Below are 16,025 nucleotides of genomic sequence, written 5' to 3'. Positions count from 1 at the left end.
GACATGCGGGGATACGGAGCACGCGGATGGCGGACGAGAACGACGGCACGCAGCAGCAGGGCGAGGGCGCCCAGCAGGGCCAGCAGCAGACCGACCCGACCAAGAAGGGCGAGGGCACCCAGCAGGGCGGCAAGACCTACACCGACGCGGACGTGGACGCGATCATCGCGAAGAAGTTCGCTAAGTGGCAGGAGCAGCAGGAGGCCAAGGTCGCCGAGGCCGCGAAGCTCGCCGAGATGAACGCGACCCAGAAGGCCGAGTACGAGCGCGACCAGCTGCAGAAGCGCCTCGACGAGCTCGAGCGCGAGAAGTCGGTGTCCGGCATGGTCGCAGAGTCCAGGAGGCAGCTCGCCGGGCGCAGCATCAGCGTGCCGGACGAGCTCGTGGGCATGCTCGTCGGCGAGACGGCCGAGGACACCAAGGCGGCGGTCGATGCCTTTGCTGATGCCTTCGACGCGGCTGTGGAGTCCGCCGTGAAGGCCAGGCTCTCTGGCAGCGCGCCGAAGGCGGGCGGCACCGGAAAGCCGATGACCAAGTCCGACGTCATGGCGATCAAGGACACCGCCGAGCGCCAGAGGGCCATCCGCGAGCACATAGAGCTATTCACCAACCAGCAGAAAGAGGCATGACATGCCAGCAGCGAACCTGAGCTATCCGGAGGCCGGCGTCACCAAGGCGGCCGACCTCGCACCTGACATCTCCATCGACTACGTCAACCGCTTCGCGCAGGGCATCCAGCGCCTGCAGAAGCTGCTCGGGATGACCAACCTCATCCCCGTTGCCGACGGAGGCACGATCAAGACCTACAAGTACACGACCGACGTCAAGGGCGGCAACGTCGCCGAGGGCGAGTACATCCCGCTCTCCAAGGTGTCCCGCACCCTTGACCAGACCATCACGCTCGGCCTCAGCAAGTGGCGCCGCAACACCACGGCCGAGGCCGTCCAGGGCAAGGGCCGTGACCGCGCCATCAACGACACGGACGCGAAGTTCGTCGCGGGCCTGCAGGGCAACATCAAGTCTGACCTGCTCGCCGCCGTCACCGGCACGACCAAGACCGCTCCCGCGGGCAAGACGCTGCAGGCCGCGCTCGCCAACATGTGGGCCGCGCTCGAGACCATCTTCGAGGACTACGACGGCTTCGGTGACATCGACGACGACGGAGTCCCGCCGTTCGCGTTCTTCGTGAACCCGACCGACGTGGCATCCTACCTCGGCACGGCCACCATCACGACCCAGAGCGCATTCGGTATGTCCTACATCAAGGACTTCCTGGGGCTCGGCACGACCTTCACGAGTGCAAAAGTTCCCGCAGGCACAGTCTTCGGCACAGCCGCACAGAACCTGAACATCGCCTACGTGCCCGCCAACGGTGGCGACCTTGCACAGACCTTCGGCCTCACGTCAGACGCGACCGGCATGCTTGGCATGACGCACGCCGTGATCACCACGAACGCGAGCATCGACACGCTCGTCATGGGCGGCACGAAGGTCTTCCCGGAGGTGTCTGACGCCGTCCTCAAGGGCACCATCACGCCCGGAGCCTAATGACAGGGAGGTGGCGGCATGGCCGTCCTGGATCGCGTCAAGGCGAGGCTTGACGCCTGGGAGGACGTCCCGTCCGACGAGTGGCTGGCGGAGGCCGTCCAGTCCGTCTCCGACCGCGTGTGCCTGCGGGCAGGCGTCGCAAGGCTCCCTGCGCTGGCTGAGTCCATCGTGGTGGACGCCACGGTCAAGGCCGTCAACCGGCGCTTCGACGAGGGCATCACGTCCGAGTCGGAGGGCCAGGGCGACGTCATGTCAGTCACCTTCGTCGACGACCTCCTCTCCGAGTACGACCGGGAGCTGTCCGCGCTCGCCGACATGGCCCGCGCGGACGGCTCGTCCGGGCTGCCGAAGGTGAGGTTCGTATGAGGTGGCGCATGGCGGAGCTCTATGAGCTCTCCGACACCGGGAGGCGTGACAGGCTCGGCAACCGAATCCGCGAGTCAAGGAGCCTGGGAAGGGTGCGCGTGCGCACCACCCCATGGGGGCTGACGGCCACCGAGAACGAGGGGAACGGCTACAGGGCCTGCGACCTCGCCTTGGTCACCACGGCACCCGTGGCCACCGTCCGCAGGGCGGACACGATCCGCTTTCCGGTAGGTCAGGACGGCGAGACCTACGAGGTAACGCAGGTGTCAGACCTTGGCAGGCGCCGATCCCTGTACTGCACGAGGCAGAAGGGTGGCTAGCAATGGGCATCACGCTGGACGATGGTGGGCTCTCGGCGGCGCTGGATGGGCTCGGGCAGCTCGCCGTGAGGACAGCCATCACCGCGACAGTGAACGAGATGGCCGAGGACCTCAGGGCATCGACGCCGCGTGACTCCGGCGGCCTGGTGAACTCGCTCAGGCAGGAGGTCACGGACACCGAGGGATACGTGGGCTACAACGCCGAGTACGCCCCGCACGTCGAGTACGGGCACCGGCAGCAGGTCGGGAGGTACGTGCCGAAGCTTGGCAAGCGGCTCAAGGCCCCCTACGTCGAGGGACGGCACTTCCTGTCGCAGGAGGTACGCAGGGCCCAGCCTATCCTCGAACGCAGGGTAGGAGAGGCGCTGAGGGAGGCCGGTCTATGAGCAGGCGGATGCTGAGGCGGCTCTCGCCGGTCGACCTCGTGGCCGCGATAGTGGCGAGGATCCAGGACGGCACGGGCACCAGGTGCGTCCTCGACCCGGACGACGAGCCGTCGCCGCTCTACTCGGTGTCGCTCGTGGGGAGCAGGCCCGGCAAGTCGAAGACCATGTTCCTCGACGTCTTCGACGTGCAGATACATGCCATATCGTCACCCTCCAGGTCGAAGGAGGGCGTGCTTGCCATGGTGGCCTCCCTCGAGGAGGCCATGGAGCAGGACGTGGTGGTCGACGCGTCCGAGTGCCCCATCTTCAACCTGGTGCGCCAGGACGACATGGGAATCCAGAACATCAAGCGCGACGGGACGGGCGAGTGGCATGCCATCGTGGCATACGAGCTCACGGTCTCGTACGGGCTCATCGCGAAATAGGAGGCATCAATGCCAGACCCAGCACCCACCACGAACTTCGATTCGGGAGCGTACTGCGTCACCGAGAAGTCGGTGGCCGCCCTCAAGGGCTCGGACATCCTCACGTGCATCTTCAACGCGGACGGAACCAAGCTGCTCGCCATCGACGGCGAGACCGGCGCCAAGATCTCGCTCTCTGCGGACACGACCAACTTCACCAGCAAGGACACGAAGCAGACCTGGCAGATCAACCGGCCGTCCACCAAGAGCTGGACGCTCGACATCGACACGGCGACCGTCAAGGACAGCGAGTCCGACAAGGCCCTCCGCAAGGCCTTCGAGGACGGCACGGCCATCTGCATGAAGCAGGTGTACGACGACACGAACTACACGCCGCGCTGCGGCGGCCTGGCCTACGTGACCAAGTACGAGAACGACGCCCCTGCGGATGACAACTCCACGGCGAGCATCTCGCTCACCGGCACGGGCAAGCTCACCTGGTTCGACATCGACACCGCCGCAGCCGCCAAGGCGGCGGCGAAGCCGTCGAACCGCCATTAGGACTGACAGCGACGATCATGGTGGGAGGCCCGTACGCCTCCCGCCGACATGGAGGGCAGCATGGCAGACACGCAGCAGACGACGCTCGAGCAGGGCGGCACCGAGTACGAGATCGTGTACGTCCCGAAGCGCATAGAGATGGCCGAGGCGGCCCTCGGGAACCGCTCGGTCGTGCAGGTGTTCAGCCAGATGCCGACCATCAAGGACGAGCGCACGGTGGTTGCCTACGGCCTGCGCGAGGTCGGCAGCGCGGCGTGGGTGAACCCCACGCGTGCCATGCAGGTAGTCGATGGCTACATCGGCGAGCACGGCATGGTGTCGCTCATGAACCTGGCCGCAGAGGCTCTCAGCCGCGACTGTGGTTTTTTATTCCAGTAGCCCTCACAAGGCAGGTCATCAGGCGCACCAGCGCAGGCAGCGTCGGCCACCCGTGGATGAGGCTCGTCCCACGGGAGCACGCCGAGGACGCCGAGTGGGCGTACGTGGCCGCGAGGCTCGGGTGGACGCCTGACCAGTGGGACGGCATCACGCAGGCTCAGAGGGTGCTCCTGGCGCGCGCCATCGAGGACAGGGACGCCGAGGAGGCAGAGACGCTGAGGGACGCCCTCGCCAACGCCCTCGCCAACGCCATGGCCAAGAAGGGAAGCAGGGCGGTCAGGCTCTACGAGGACCTCACTGCCATGAGGCGCATGAGCCCACGACAGGCGCGAGACAAGATGCGCGACATACAGGCACACATCGACGGGCGGTGACACATGGCTGACTACACGCTGTCGGCGAGGATAACGGCCGACTCGTCCGGCTTCACGGATGGCGTGGGGAAGGCCTCCGGCGCGCTCGACGCCTTCAAGCAGAAGTGCAGGCAGGCGACGAGCTCCGCGACGTCTGACGTCAACGGCATGTCCTCTGAGACGGGCTCGGCCTGGGACAGGCTGAGGGCCAAGGCGTCATCGACGTGGGACGGCGTGAGGTCGTCCATAAAGGATAAGGTGTCCAGCTCCCTCACTGCCGTGAGGGAGAACGCCGGACAGCTCGTCGGTGCGCTCGGAAGCGTCGGAAAGGCCGGTGTGGCCGCTGTCGCAGGCATAGCCGTCCAAGGTGGCTTCGACCGCGCCCTTGCCATCGACAACGCGGAGAAGAAGCTCGCCGGCTTCGGCCACGACGCGGCCGACATCGCCAGCATCATGGACTCGGCCACGACCGCCGTGCGTGGCACCGCCTACGGCCTCGGCGACGCGGCGACGGCCGCGGCCACGCTCTCCGCCGCAGGTATCAGGAGCGGCCAGGACATGACCAACAGCCTGCAGGCCGTGGCGAACGTCGCCGCTGCCTCTGGCAGGAGCTTCAACGACATAGGCACGATCTTCTCGTCGGTCGCGGCGCGCGGCAAGCTCATGGGCGACGACATGCTCCAGCTCACAAGCTCCGGCGTGCCAGTGCTACAGCTGCTCGCCGACCACCTGCACATGACCACGGCCGAGGTCTCCGACATGGTCTCCAAGGGCCAGATAGACTTCCAGACGTTCTCGGACGCGATGCGCGAGGGCCTGGGGGACTCGGCCAAGGCGTCCGGTGACACGTTCCAGGGAGCGGCCGCCAACGTGCGTGCCGCGCTCTCGAGGATGGTCGAGCCGCTCGCCACGCCGGTCATCCAGGGCGCCGTCGACCTCTTCAAGAGGCTCTCGGCGGCCATAGACGAGGTTCCAGGCAAGATAGGCCCCATCATGCCCGCGCTCGCACCTGTCATCGCGGGCTTCGCCGCCTTCGCCAGTGGTGGGCTCGCGCCGGTGATCTCCGGGATACCAGGCCTGAGCGCAGTGCTTGCGCCGCTCACGAGCCTCCTCGGTGCCATGAGCGGCCCGGTGGGCGTCGCCGTCGCGGCGTTCCTCGGCATCGTGGCCGTGTGCCCTCCGCTCCAGGACGCCCTCGGCAACCTGTTCGGCTCGATAGGGCAGCTCGCCCAGGCCTTCGTGTCGTTCGCCGCACCGCTCGTCGACGCGGTGATGCCCGTCATCTCGCAGTTCGTGCAGTGGGTCGGGCAGGGCCTCGCTGACGCCATCAACATCGGCGCGCAGGCCATCCAGGGCTTCGCCGGATACCTCCAGGGCATCGCGGACGGCGGGACGAACGCCCTCACGATGCTGCAGCCGGTCGCGGACTGGTTCATGGGCACGCTCGTGCCCGCGCTCCAGGGCATAGGCGACTACATCGCGCAGACGTTCGGCCCGGCATGGGACATACTCGTCCAGGGCTTCCAGGACTTCGCCGCGAACGTCGGGCCGCTGCTCACGCCAGCCCTGCAGGCGGCGCAGACGGCGTTCCAGCAGATAGGGGATGCCATCGGCACGTACCTCGTGCCGATGTTCCAGACGCTGCAGCCCGTGTTCGAGGCGGTGGCAATGGTTCTGGCGAGCGTGGTCGGCCCGGCCCTCACGATGGTTGCTGGGATAGTGTCGAGCGTCTTCACGGCCGCGTTCACCGTGGCCGGTGCCGTCATCTCCGGGGCCATGCAGGTCATAGCTGGCATCGTCCAGGCTGTGGTCGGCACCATAGAGGCCATCGTCGGCGTCTTCGTCGGCGTCTTCACCGGTGACTGGTCAATGGCTGCCAATGGCGCGAAGTCCGTCATGAGCGGACTCGCGAACATCCTCGGCGGCATCATGAACGCCATGGCGGGGACGATAGGCGGCATCCTCAGGGGCATCGCAGGCGTCTTCACGAGCGTCTTCAACGGCATCTCGAGCACCGTCAGCGGCGTCTTCTCGGCCATAGCCAGCACGATATCGAGCAGGATCGGCGATGCGAAGAACGTCGTCTCGAACGGGCTCAGCGCGATAAGCGGGTTCTTCAAGGGCCTGCACCTCGAGCTGCCTCACATAAAGCTGCCGCACTTCTCTATATCCGGGAGCTTCAGCCTCGACCCGCCGAGCATACCGACCATCGGCGTCAGCTGGTACGCGAGGGGCGGCATCCTCACGAGGCCGACCATCTTCGGCGCCAGCGGTGGGAGCGTCCTGGGCGGCGGCGAGGCCGGGCCGGAGGCGGTGCTTCCCGTCGAGAGGCTCGTGGGCTTCATGTCAGACGCCCTCTCAGACTTCTTCAGGGGGAGCGACGCGTCAGGTGGCACGACCGTGGACCAACACGTGGTCATCGTGCGCGACGACGAGGACCTCTACAGCGCAGCCGCGATACTCAACCGCTCCGCGCTCGCGGAGCTCTAGGGGGCCACATGCTGATCATCCTGTCGGCCGATGGCCTCGATGACGTCACGATCCATGGGGCGCCCGTCGACGACCCGTGCCTCGTCGCAACGGATGACACCAAGGGCTGGTACAGCCACCCCGATCTAAAGGTGCCCTCCGTGGCGCGCGGCATGGGCGACGGCGACTTCGACGTCGAGGACGCCGCCGTGCTCTACGGGCCGCGCACGGTCACCATCGGGGTAGCCGCAGTCGCCGACGACAGGGACGGCGTCCTGTCGCTCATGGGGTCGGTCAACGCCATGGCGCACCGCAACGTGCGCATCCGCGTCATTGACGACGGCTCGAGCGCGGGCGGCACGTGGTCGGTCGGCTACCTCAGGGCGATGTGGGACAAGCTCGACGAGGCCGGGAGCATGGTGGTCGGCTCCATCACCGTCGTGTGCCCCGACCCGCGCAGGCTCTCGACGACCGTCCGGACGGGCCGGATGCTCGGCGGCGCCGCCTCGACCATGGGGCTCGTCTTCGACGCGAAGGGCAGCCTCTCCTGGCCCGTGAGCTTCGGCGGCTCTGGCGCCGTGCAGAGCCTCTGTGTGATAGGGAACCGGGGCACCTCGACCGCGTGGCCGACCATCGCCATCGGCGGCAGCTCACCCAACGGGTGGGCGGTGACGGACGTGGCGACGGGCGAGGCTGTCTCGAGCAGACAGGATCCCGTGTGGAACCCCATCGTGCTCGACTGCATGCGCGGGACGGCGCGACAGGGCGGCGTCGACGTCACCCGCAGGCTCGACTCCCGGCGCTTCCCGTCGGTGGGGCCCGGCGGCACGCTCCAGCTCGCCCTCGAGGCCGACGCCGGGTGCACGTGCGAGGTCACGTGCTACGACACGTACGTATAGGAGGACACATGAGCACTGTCGGATTCCCCGTGCCGCAGGACGCGGCCGGCAACGGCTGCACGGCGGCCATGATGCGCCGCATCGTCGCGGCGCACTGGGAGGCCGGCGGCGTCGTGGACGGCCTCAGGGTCAGCGGCGGCACCGCCATGTCCTACGCGGTCTCGCCAGGCGTCGCCGTCATCCCCATGGGGGCCAACCGATCCCAGGGCTACGTGGAGGCGTACTGCGAGGGCGGCACGGTCGCCACGACGCCGAACGCCGGCACGACGCCGCGCGTGGACGCGGTGTGGGTGATGGCGCACGACGTGACGTTCGGGGACGCCGACAACCTGGTGACGCTCGGCGTCACCCACGGGGCGCCCGCCGTGAGCCCCGTGGCCCCCGACATCCCGGCCAGGGCGCAGCGCATCTGCGACATGCAGGTGCCTGCCGGGGCCACCAGCACGGCCGGGGCCGTCACGCGCGGCTCCTACCACGACGCGGTGCCCTACGGGGCGTCGCTTGGCGTGCTGGCCGACGTGCGGGACTCGACGGGCGAGCGTGTCTCGGCGTCGAACGCCGACTGGAAGACCAGGGCCGTCGCCACGCTGAGCCTGCCGACGAACAGGGTCGTGGAGGTGCGCTACGACCGCACCGCGACGACGCACGACTTCAACTCCACCGGCTCCCTCGTCGTGGACATACTCGTGGACGGCGCATCGTCCCTCATGGACGAGATCGCCTACTCCGGGGCGTGGGAGACGAAGGGCGTGTCACTCATCACGACCCTCAGGGCCGGGACGCACGTCGTCTCGGCGCGCGACGGGTGGCACGAGGGCGCCGCCGTCGACCTGATCTCGACGAAGCCGGGATACCCGACCGCCAACGTCGGCATGCGCATGCTGGTGGTCGACCGGGGGGTCGCCCGATAATGTGGGAGTGCAGGCTGGCCGACACCATGACGGGGCTCCTCGGCGAGCCCATCGACATACCGCGCCTCTCGTGGTCTGTGAGCGTGTCGGACTGCTCGCTCTCGACCACCAGGGACAAGGGCGCGGGCGACTACACCGGCTCGGGGATAACCGTCCCGTGGACGGCGCTGCCGTGGGGGTCCCAGGGGGAGCGCGAGCGGGCGCTCGCGAGCTACCGCCGTGCGCTCGTGCTCATGTGGGACGGCCGCCCGGTAGTCTTCGGGGCCATAGGGCCGCGCACCGACACCTGGCAGGACACGAGCTTCTCGCTCCTGTCGGCCATGGGCATCCTCGGATCCAGGCACCTCTTCCCAGAGGGCACCTTCGGCACCGGCTCCACGTGGGCGAAGGACGCCGACTACCAGCACGAGGGGGAGCAGGAGGGCACCGTCTGGGGCACCACAACCAGCTCGGTCGCGCTCTCCGGGCTGTCGCTCCGGGCCATAGCCTCCGAGGTCGTGAGGCTCTGCACGTCAGGCAAGCGCGGCGGAGAGCTGCCCATCGACCTGCCGTACCTCGGCGAGGTCGGGACGCACCAGAGAACGTACTGGGGCTACAACGTCGCCAACTCAAGCGCGAGGCGGCTGCTCGAGAACATCTCCAACGTCACGAACGGCCCCGACCTCGCGCTGCGTCCGTACCTCGCCGACCAGGCCCACGTGAGGCTCACGCTGGACGGCGGCACCGACAGCGACCCCTACGTGCACATGGGCGGCGAGGTGCCCATGCTCACGTGCCGCCCGGGAGGGGGCACCCTCAAGGGCCTCAAGGTGGCCTGCCAGGGGCCGTGCGAGCGCGTGCTCGCGACGGGCGCCGGGCAGGAGACCGCCATGCTCTGCCACCAGTCGGAGGACATGACGCTCTGCGAGCAGGGAGACCCCTGGCCGCTCATGGAGGCGACGCGCTCGAGCGTTGACTGGGAGACGCCAGACGTCCTCGCGAGCCACGCCGACGCCCACCTGGCCGAGGTGAGCCGCCCGGTCGTGCAGCTCACGGGCACGGTGGATGCCGCCGACCCGCACGCGCCGCAGCCCGGCGTGGTGTGGCCCGGCCAGCGCGTCGACGTGGCGGTGGAGGGCTTTCCGACGTTGCCGGACGGCACCTACCACCTCCGGCTCATGGAGATGTCGGGCACCGCCGGGCCCGAGGTGGCCCTCACCTTCGACCCGATGCAGCACCCTACCTGGGCGCGGGGAGGCCAGGCAACGTTCGATCCGATTTCATAGGGGGGGGGCAATGAGACACACCAAGCTCACGGGGCTCCAGAGCGTGGCCGAGAGGCTCGCGCAGGAGGCCCTGGGCGCGCGGGAGGGCGCCCGCGGGGCCGCCACGGCCCCCATCGGCCCGGTCTCGGTGCTCAACCAGGACGGGACGCGCACCGTGATGGGCCTCGGCAACGACGACGGCACCACCATGGCCACGCACGTCGGGGACGTCACGCCCCCGGGCGTGCCGACCGGCATCACGGCTTCGGCCCAGGGCCTGCTCGTCACCATCTCGTGGGACGGCAGCCTGCAGGGCGGCATCCCGGGCGACTTCATGTGGGTCAACCTCATGGTCGACGGCGTCGTGGTCGGCCACCTGACGCACGCGGGCTCGCAGACCGTGCGCGTCCGCGAGGGAGAGCGCACCATAACGGCGTCCTCCGAGGACGACGCGTGCCTGCCGGACGGCAGGGCGTCCCACAACCGCTCGTCCCCCTGCGCGCCCATCACGGTCACGGCGGCGGCCCTGCCCACGAAGGAGGACACGAGGCAGGTGGCGATGCTCGTCAGCCTCACGCCATCGGGCACGGCCGCGAAGGAGGCCACCTCGCAGGGCGTGATGCCGGCCATGGAGGTGGGGCTCGTCGCCCACTGCAACTTCTCGGACTCCAACACCGCTCCATATCCCACGCTGTCGATCGACGGTGGCGAGCCGCAGGCGATCATGACCAACGGAGCGCCCTTCGCCTACTGGGTGGCCGGAGCCACGCTCACGCTGCTGTGGGACGGCTCGGACTGGCAGAACTGCTCGGCCCCCGTCTACGGCGCCACGGCCACGATCGGCAACCCCGCCGCCGCGAACGTCGCCATCGACTCCGACTCGGTGGACTTCCGCACGGGCGGCGACCACGTGGGTGGCACCATCACGCGCGACGGGGCGAGCTTCAACGACGGCGCGCTGCAGCTGGGTGCCTACCACTACGAGGACGCGGGCGTGACGGTCCGCTACGCGACCGTGGGCACGGGAAACGACCCCAACGAGTTCGGCGGCCTCTTCCTCACGCGTGGCGCCGGCATGGGCATCGACAGGCGCCCGGACGGCTCGACCGCGGCCATTGTCCTCGAGCGCGGCAACGACGGGCAGGAGAACGTGTCGATGTTCGGGCACAACCTCGCCTTCTACAGGCGGTATGGGTCTGGCCTGTCGGCCAACCTCATGAGCGGGACGTGGACGGAGATGCTGCAGACCGGGGCGTGGTACGCCACCAGGGGCTTCCTCGTGGTCGTGCAGATCTACAACATCACGCTGCAGCAGAACTACGAGTGGCGCACGATCGGCCGGATATCGAGGGTCAACCTCCAGGCGATCGTGGGGATGCAGGGGGGATACTCGATCAGCGGCATGACGGTCGTCTCCGACGGCACGCACATCGGGTACCTGTACATCATGTCGGACGGGACGGTGATGGCCCGGGCGGGGAGCTTCGGCCACTACTCCGGCCAGATAGCCGTCCCGGTGGGCCTTGGATAGGGGGATCGGTGCCACTCGATGACATAGCCACGATCGGGAGCCTGATGGTCGCCGCCATAGCCCTGCTGCTCTCCTTCCGGGAGCACGGCGAGACCGGCAACGAGCGAGAGAACGCCTCGATAGAGCGCCAGCAGATGCTGAGCGACAAGCTCTCCTACATCTCGGACATGGTGTCGGAGACGCGCGACGGCATGCGCGAGCTGAGGCAGCTCACCGGCGTCCACGAGAGGGAGCTCGCCATCGTCAAGCAGCGCATGAGGGCCGTCGAGAGCCGCGTGAAGCACCTGGAGATACGCATGGACGACATGTAGGGCCAGGGCTCCGGTGACGGCTCGGGCCGTCCCGTCCAGGCGAGGCAGCCCCGCGCCCGACGCAAGACACCGTAAACAGGCTCTGATAGGGCCGTCTACCTGCGGAGACGCAGAGAATGGAGAAGAAGATGAAGGAGTCCGTCAAGGCCCTGCTCGGCGCCGTCGTCACCATCGTGGTGGTGGTCGCCGGGTTCGCGGGCTACCAGGTCGACGCCTCGCTCGTCACCAACGTCCTGTCGCTGGCAGTCGCCGGCGGGGCAATCGCCTACGGCTGCTGGCGCAACCACAACTTCAGCAGAGCGGCCCAGGAGGCGCAGGTGTACGTCGACCTGCGCAAGGCGGGGGCGACCCCCGAGGACGCGGCGGCCGCGCTCGTCGCCCAGGCGTCCGGCACGCCCGGGACGGACGCCTCTCCGGCGGCGGGCGAGTAGCGATGGGGACGGACGGGCCCCGCCGCTGCCCCGTGTGCGGTGACGAGATGGTGGTCGTCGTGGCCAAGACGCGGGGCGCGCACGCGTGGAGGGGCTGGCACTGCAGGCACTGCGGCCACGAGGAGCGGGAGCGCGTGGCCCCCGCAGGGCGGAAGGAGGTGAGGTAGATGGACTTCGCGAGCCTCACGGCAGACGAGAACCGATGGCTGGGCACGCACTACACGAGCGGTCGCGCCGGGAGCCCAATCCGGCACGTCGTCGTGCACTACATGGGCGGCGACCTCGACGGCGCCGGATGCTACGGCGTCTGGCAGACGAGGCCGGCCAGCGCGCACTACGCGGTGGCGTCGACCGGCAGGATCACGCAGCTGGTGCGCGACCGCGACATGGCGTGGCACTGCGGCAACAAGGCCGAGAACAGGCGGAGCATCGGCATCGAGCACGCCAACCGCGGCGGAAACCCCGGATACCTCACCGACGCGTGCATGGCGAGCGGCTCGCACCTGGTCGCGGCCCTGTGCGCCTGCTACGGGCTCGGCCGACCTGCCTGGGGGAGGAACCTCTTCGGGCACTCCGACTTCGCAAGCACCGACTGCCCCGGCCCCCTGCGGGTCGGGATGCCGCAGCACGACAGGTACGTGAGAATGTGCCAGCAGTGGTACGACTACATGACAGGGGCGGGGAGCGCCCCGGGAAGCGAGGACGACTTGCCTACGCCAAACGACGTCTGGGCCTTCACGAACGACGGGCAGCAGGACGACACCGCACCAGGATCCGCCTGGACGAACCTCATCGACATCGACCGCGTGGTCAACGCCATAAGGCAGACCATCGGCGGCGACGACACGCACACGGTGCTGGCGAACGTCGTCGACACCAACCTGCGCATCCAGGAGCTGCAGGCCACCATCTCGGCCCAGGCAGAGGCCATCAGGACGCTTGCGAGCGCCCAGGGCGCCGACCCGGAGGCCGTCGCCAAGGCCGTCTCCGACGCCGTGGCCGCCAAGCTCGCCGAGATCAGGCTCGAGGTGACGACGTCCTAGTGGGCGATGCGTCATCGCCGACGTGCGCCACCTGCCGCCACGCCACGCACGGCTACCCGGGCGACGGGCGCATCATCTGGTGCCTGTGGTGGGAGCATGCGACGGAGCCCGATGCGGCATGCACGCACCACGAGGCGCCAGAGCCCGAGCCATGGGACGGCCCCACGGCACTCGACGGGCTCGACGACGGCGAGTAGCACCATCGCGGCATCATCGCAGCACGGCCACGACACACACGACGACGCCCCCACCCTCCTGCGGGAGGATGGGGGCGCTCTTGCGTCTGCGCAGGTAGACGGCTCGCTGAGAGGCCGTATGCGGGCCTGTGACGGCCCGGCCCTAGTCGGTATAGGCGCTTACTCGCCCGCGAGCGACAGTAGTAGGCGCTCAAGGATGGCCGTCTGGGTCTCGCCCGTGCGCTGGGCCTCGCGCTCGAGTGCACGCTTCGCGGCGGCGCTTACCCGCGCGCTTACGACCTCATCCCCGCCACCCTCGGAGACGGGGCCGAACTCGGCCTCGTACTCCTCCGCCGTGAGGTGCGACTCGGCCCACTCGCGGGCCTCGTCGTATGACAGCGGGGTAATCGTCCTCTCCATGCCGACGAGCGTGCCGCTCGTCTCGACGAAGTACTCGCTCGTCCTCTTGCGGTAGAGGTCGCCGAAGACGTAGGAGCCCCCGTCCACCTCCGCCTGGTGGCTGCCGACGAGCCTTGCCGTGCCGGTGTCATACAGGCGGTTGTTGATTACCTTGCGCATGATTCCCCTCCTTCTCCTCCGCCGCCCTGAGCGACCTCAGGAACTCCTCCTCGCTCGTCGGCGGCTTCCCGTGTGCCGTGAGGTACGGGTCGTATAGCTTTATCTCCGCTTCCCTGCGCGCCCATGCCGCCTCGTCGAGCGTGTCGAACGTGCCAAGGGTATGTGTCACGCCGCCGAACGTTATTTCTGCGTAGTACCTCCCCGACTTCCTCACGCCCACGCCCCGCACGCCTACTACGTTGTCAGCTCGCGGGCGTGAGGACAGGTACCTGTCAGCACGTGACCCATCGCTCAGCACGGCGTCGTTGCGGTTCTCGCCGGATCGCTTGCGGTTCTCGGCGTTCCCGCACCCGCACGATCTCGTGTTTCCGTTGCGCAGCTCGTGCGCGCCAACCTCGCAGGTGTTGCCGCAGTCGCACCGGCACCTCCATATGGCGCCACCTGAGTGCCTGTCCCGCCTGTCCGTAAGCTCGACGGCGACGAGGCGCCCGAACCTCTGTCCGGTCAAATCGATGGGCTTGCCAGCCATGTCGCGACGCGCCCCTCCTCACTACCTCGTCATCTCGCTCATTGGTACCCAGTCGGTCTCGGGCACATCCGCCATGGTGCGGGGCATCGGCGTCTGCCAGTCCGTGGGTACCAGCATTGTGCCATCTGCGTCAACAAGCACAGTCAGACCATATTCGAGGACATCGTTGGGCTTGATGTAATACATCGTCTCGTACTCGTCCTCGTCGATCTGATCCATGCCCTCGACATCAATCTCAGTGATGGCGTCATCGCTCATGACTTGCTCCCTCTCTCGCTCTCCTTGCTTGCAACTCCATAATAGCACGAGCTGCCATAAAATCAAGCAATAATATGAGATTGTGGCAAGTCGAGTGGTAGCAGACGGGCGGTGAGCGGGGATCTTCTGCGTCCCGGGCGCGTCCCAAGTGGTGTTCCTTGTGGCGTCTTGTGGAGCCTATGGTATGAATAACGGCAGCTATGAAGCTTAGAGAGCGTCGCATAACTTGCCGGCCTGTTTCTACGTCATCTAGCGTGGGGCTCGAGTGGGTGAGCCTCCTCCCGCTCGTCATGGCTGATGGTGGCAAGCGATGTGTCGCCAGGGCGATGGATGAGGAATCCGCGCACGAGCGTGCCCTTGGCACGACCGCTCGTGTAGAGAAAGCCTGCCGTGGAGCACACCGCGGCACCGACGAAGTTGACGAAGAGGTCCTTCATGGTGTCGATGAGGCCGATGTCCAGGTAGCCTCCATTGATGACGAACGACTGCCCGTCGGCGCATTCGATGGTGGTGCGTACGATGCCACTTGCGAGCACGGAGTGCGGGGACTGGGTGGGATCGAGCATCACGGAGCCAAACGCCTGGATGACGAAGTCCTTCTGCATGTCCAAGAGCAGCGTCTGGTCGACGGCGAACTCCACGAACTCCCACAGCACGCCGATGGTCATGGAAAAGCAGAAGGCGACGAGCGCCAGGTAGAGGGGGGAGAGCTCGAGGCCAGGGCTGTGCCGGTTGAGGAGGTCCACCAGCGAGAAGCCCACGGCCGCGCACAGGAAGCCATTGATCGTGTGGAGCATGGAGTCCCAGCCGGGGATGAGCACGTAGTAGTGATTGACCTCCCCAAGTATCTCGGCGGCAAAGATGAAGAGGTAGATCATGCCCTCGAACAGGGGCGGGATCTCTATCCGCAATTGGGTCTCGGCCAGTGCCGGCAGCAGGAAGAGCACGAGCGAGAACACGCAGAGCGCGGCGCTCTCGATGGAGCCGATCATGATGGAACGAACGAGGGTGATCATCACCAGCGCACGCAGGATGGTGTAGAGGATGAAGGTGCGCCGGTCGGTGCGTATCTGGTCGTTGAGGTTGCGGAAGAAGTACCTGACATTGAAGTTTGTCGTGCGTTTGGGGGTGGTGTGACGTGTCATGCCTGCTCCAACGAAAGGATGGGGCAGCCGATGCCGGCTGCCCTCGGTAGCTAGTGGATACTGTAGGGTATGATGGCCGCATGCGGGGATACGAGCACTGCACGCCGCACCATTCGTAACCCCACGGCACCCTTTGGCACGAGACGGACGAGATGATGAAGGGGCGACCTTCCGCAGAAGGCC

At 67.6% G+C, this 16,025-nt stretch carries 23 protein-coding genes; 19 read left to right on the top strand and 4 right to left on the bottom strand.

Annotation, left to right across the window (positions count from 1 at the left end; all coding sequences use genetic code 11):
* The first annotated feature begins 26 nt into the window (after positions 1-26).
* The 19 genes from HMPREF1316_RS02885 to HMPREF1316_RS13960 all read left to right on the top strand — a co-directional run bounded on the left by HMPREF1316_RS02885 (position 27) and on the right by HMPREF1316_RS13960 (position 13,352).
* Positions 27-629: a DUF4355 domain-containing protein gene (locus tag HMPREF1316_RS02885; protein ID WP_021725423.1), complete on the top strand. Its 603-nt coding sequence runs from the start codon at positions 27-29 to the stop codon at positions 627-629.
* 1 nt (position 630) lies between these two features.
* Complete coding sequence (locus tag HMPREF1316_RS02880; RefSeq protein WP_021725427.1) at positions 631-1,548, top strand: hypothetical protein; 918 nt, start codon at positions 631-633, stop codon at positions 1,546-1,548.
* 18 nt (positions 1,549-1,566) lie between these two features.
* Positions 1,567-1,914: a phage gp6-like head-tail connector protein gene (locus HMPREF1316_RS02875; RefSeq protein WP_021725478.1), complete on the top strand. Its 348-nt coding sequence runs from the start codon at positions 1,567-1,569 to the stop codon at positions 1,912-1,914.
* A gap of 8 nt (positions 1,915-1,922) precedes the next feature.
* On the top strand, positions 1,923-2,234 hold the full coding sequence (locus HMPREF1316_RS02870) for a hypothetical protein (protein ID WP_021725405.1): 312 nt from the start codon (positions 1,923-1,925) through the stop codon (positions 2,232-2,234).
* Between the two features lie 2 nt (positions 2,235-2,236).
* Entirely contained in the window at positions 2,237-2,620 is a 384-nt protein-coding gene (locus HMPREF1316_RS14280) for an HK97 gp10 family phage protein (RefSeq protein ID WP_021725416.1), read from the top strand.
* Complete coding sequence (locus HMPREF1316_RS02860; RefSeq protein ID WP_021725434.1) at positions 2,617-3,045, top strand: DUF5072 family protein; 429 nt, start codon at positions 2,617-2,619, stop codon at positions 3,043-3,045. Before HMPREF1316_RS14280 ends, HMPREF1316_RS02860 begins: the two co-directional genes overlap by 4 nt.
* A gap of 9 nt (positions 3,046-3,054) precedes the next feature.
* Positions 3,055-3,585 (top strand): phage major tail protein, TP901-1 family, encoded by a 531-nt coding sequence (locus HMPREF1316_RS02855; RefSeq protein ID WP_021725482.1) that lies wholly within the window; start codon positions 3,055-3,057, stop codon positions 3,583-3,585.
* A gap of 60 nt (positions 3,586-3,645) precedes the next feature.
* Positions 3,646-3,963, top strand: coding sequence for a hypothetical protein (locus tag HMPREF1316_RS02850; RefSeq protein WP_021725424.1), 318 nt, complete (start codon positions 3,646-3,648; stop codon positions 3,961-3,963).
* 56 nt (positions 3,964-4,019) lie between these two features.
* Entirely contained in the window at positions 4,020-4,337 is a 318-nt protein-coding gene (locus HMPREF1316_RS02845; RefSeq protein WP_021725487.1) for a hypothetical protein, read from the top strand.
* Between the two features lie 3 nt (positions 4,338-4,340).
* On the top strand, positions 4,341-6,806 hold the full coding sequence (locus tag HMPREF1316_RS02840) for a tape measure protein (RefSeq protein ID WP_021725443.1): 2,466 nt from the start codon (positions 4,341-4,343) through the stop codon (positions 6,804-6,806).
* A gap of 8 nt (positions 6,807-6,814) precedes the next feature.
* Positions 6,815-7,684, top strand: a complete 870-nt coding sequence (locus HMPREF1316_RS02835) for a phage tail family protein (RefSeq protein ID WP_021725469.1) — start codon at positions 6,815-6,817, stop codon at positions 7,682-7,684.
* Between the two features lie 8 nt (positions 7,685-7,692).
* Positions 7,693-8,595, top strand: coding sequence for a hypothetical protein (locus tag HMPREF1316_RS02830; protein WP_021725436.1), 903 nt, complete (start codon positions 7,693-7,695; stop codon positions 8,593-8,595).
* Positions 8,595-9,860, top strand: a complete 1,266-nt coding sequence (locus HMPREF1316_RS02825) for a hypothetical protein (protein WP_021725480.1) — start codon at positions 8,595-8,597, stop codon at positions 9,858-9,860. Before HMPREF1316_RS02830 ends, HMPREF1316_RS02825 begins: the two co-directional genes overlap by 1 nt.
* A 10-nt stretch (positions 9,861-9,870) precedes the next feature.
* A complete protein-coding gene (locus HMPREF1316_RS02820; protein ID WP_021725488.1) occupies positions 9,871-11,370 on the top strand; it encodes a phage tail protein in 1,500 nt (499 codons plus the stop codon).
* Positions 11,371-11,378: 8 nt separating this feature from the next.
* A complete protein-coding gene (locus HMPREF1316_RS02815) occupies positions 11,379-11,681 on the top strand; it encodes a hypothetical protein (RefSeq protein ID WP_021725387.1) in 303 nt (100 codons plus the stop codon).
* A 116-nt stretch (positions 11,682-11,797) separates the two neighbouring features.
* A complete protein-coding gene (locus tag HMPREF1316_RS02810) occupies positions 11,798-12,112 on the top strand; it encodes a hypothetical protein (RefSeq protein WP_021725409.1) in 315 nt (104 codons plus the stop codon).
* A gap of 2 nt (positions 12,113-12,114) precedes the next feature.
* Positions 12,115-12,279, top strand: a complete 165-nt coding sequence (locus HMPREF1316_RS13965; protein WP_021725437.1) for a hypothetical protein — start codon at positions 12,115-12,117, stop codon at positions 12,277-12,279.
* Positions 12,280-13,155, top strand: coding sequence for a peptidoglycan recognition protein family protein (locus HMPREF1316_RS13050; protein ID WP_021725390.1), 876 nt, complete (start codon positions 12,280-12,282; stop codon positions 13,153-13,155).
* Positions 13,155-13,352: a hypothetical protein gene (locus HMPREF1316_RS13960; RefSeq protein ID WP_040651034.1), complete on the top strand. Its 198-nt coding sequence runs from the start codon at positions 13,155-13,157 to the stop codon at positions 13,350-13,352. The genes HMPREF1316_RS13050 and HMPREF1316_RS13960 overlap by 1 nt, the downstream gene beginning before the upstream one ends.
* Positions 13,353-13,511: 159 nt before the next feature.
* Here the strand turns inward: HMPREF1316_RS13960 and HMPREF1316_RS02795 are convergent, their stop codons facing one another.
* The 4 genes from HMPREF1316_RS02795 to HMPREF1316_RS02775 all read right to left on the bottom strand — a co-directional run bounded on the left by HMPREF1316_RS02795 (position 13,512) and on the right by HMPREF1316_RS02775 (position 15,842).
* Positions 13,512-13,910 carry a hypothetical protein gene (locus tag HMPREF1316_RS02795; RefSeq protein ID WP_021725428.1) on the bottom strand — a complete coding sequence of 133 codons (399 nt, stop codon included), beginning with the start codon at positions 13,908-13,910 and terminating at the stop codon, positions 13,512-13,514.
* Positions 13,879-14,439, bottom strand: coding sequence for an AP2/ERF family transcription factor (locus HMPREF1316_RS13045; protein ID WP_021725450.1), 561 nt, complete (start codon positions 14,437-14,439; stop codon positions 13,879-13,881). Before HMPREF1316_RS13045 ends, HMPREF1316_RS02795 begins: the two co-directional genes overlap by 32 nt.
* A 21-nt stretch (positions 14,440-14,460) precedes the next feature.
* Positions 14,461-14,697: a hypothetical protein gene (locus HMPREF1316_RS02780; protein ID WP_021725417.1), complete on the bottom strand. Its 237-nt coding sequence runs from the start codon at positions 14,695-14,697 to the stop codon at positions 14,461-14,463.
* Between the two features lie 245 nt (positions 14,698-14,942).
* Positions 14,943-15,842: a hypothetical protein gene (locus HMPREF1316_RS02775; RefSeq protein ID WP_021725455.1), complete on the bottom strand. Its 900-nt coding sequence runs from the start codon at positions 15,840-15,842 to the stop codon at positions 14,943-14,945.
* Between the last annotated feature and the right edge of the window lie 183 nt (positions 15,843-16,025).

This window comes from Olsenella profusa F0195 (assembly GCF_000468755.1).
In the GTDB taxonomy this organism is placed as follows: domain Bacteria; phylum Actinomycetota; class Coriobacteriia; order Coriobacteriales; family Atopobiaceae; genus Olsenella_F; species Olsenella_F profusa.
This window is presented reverse-complemented; position numbering and strand designations above follow the sequence as displayed.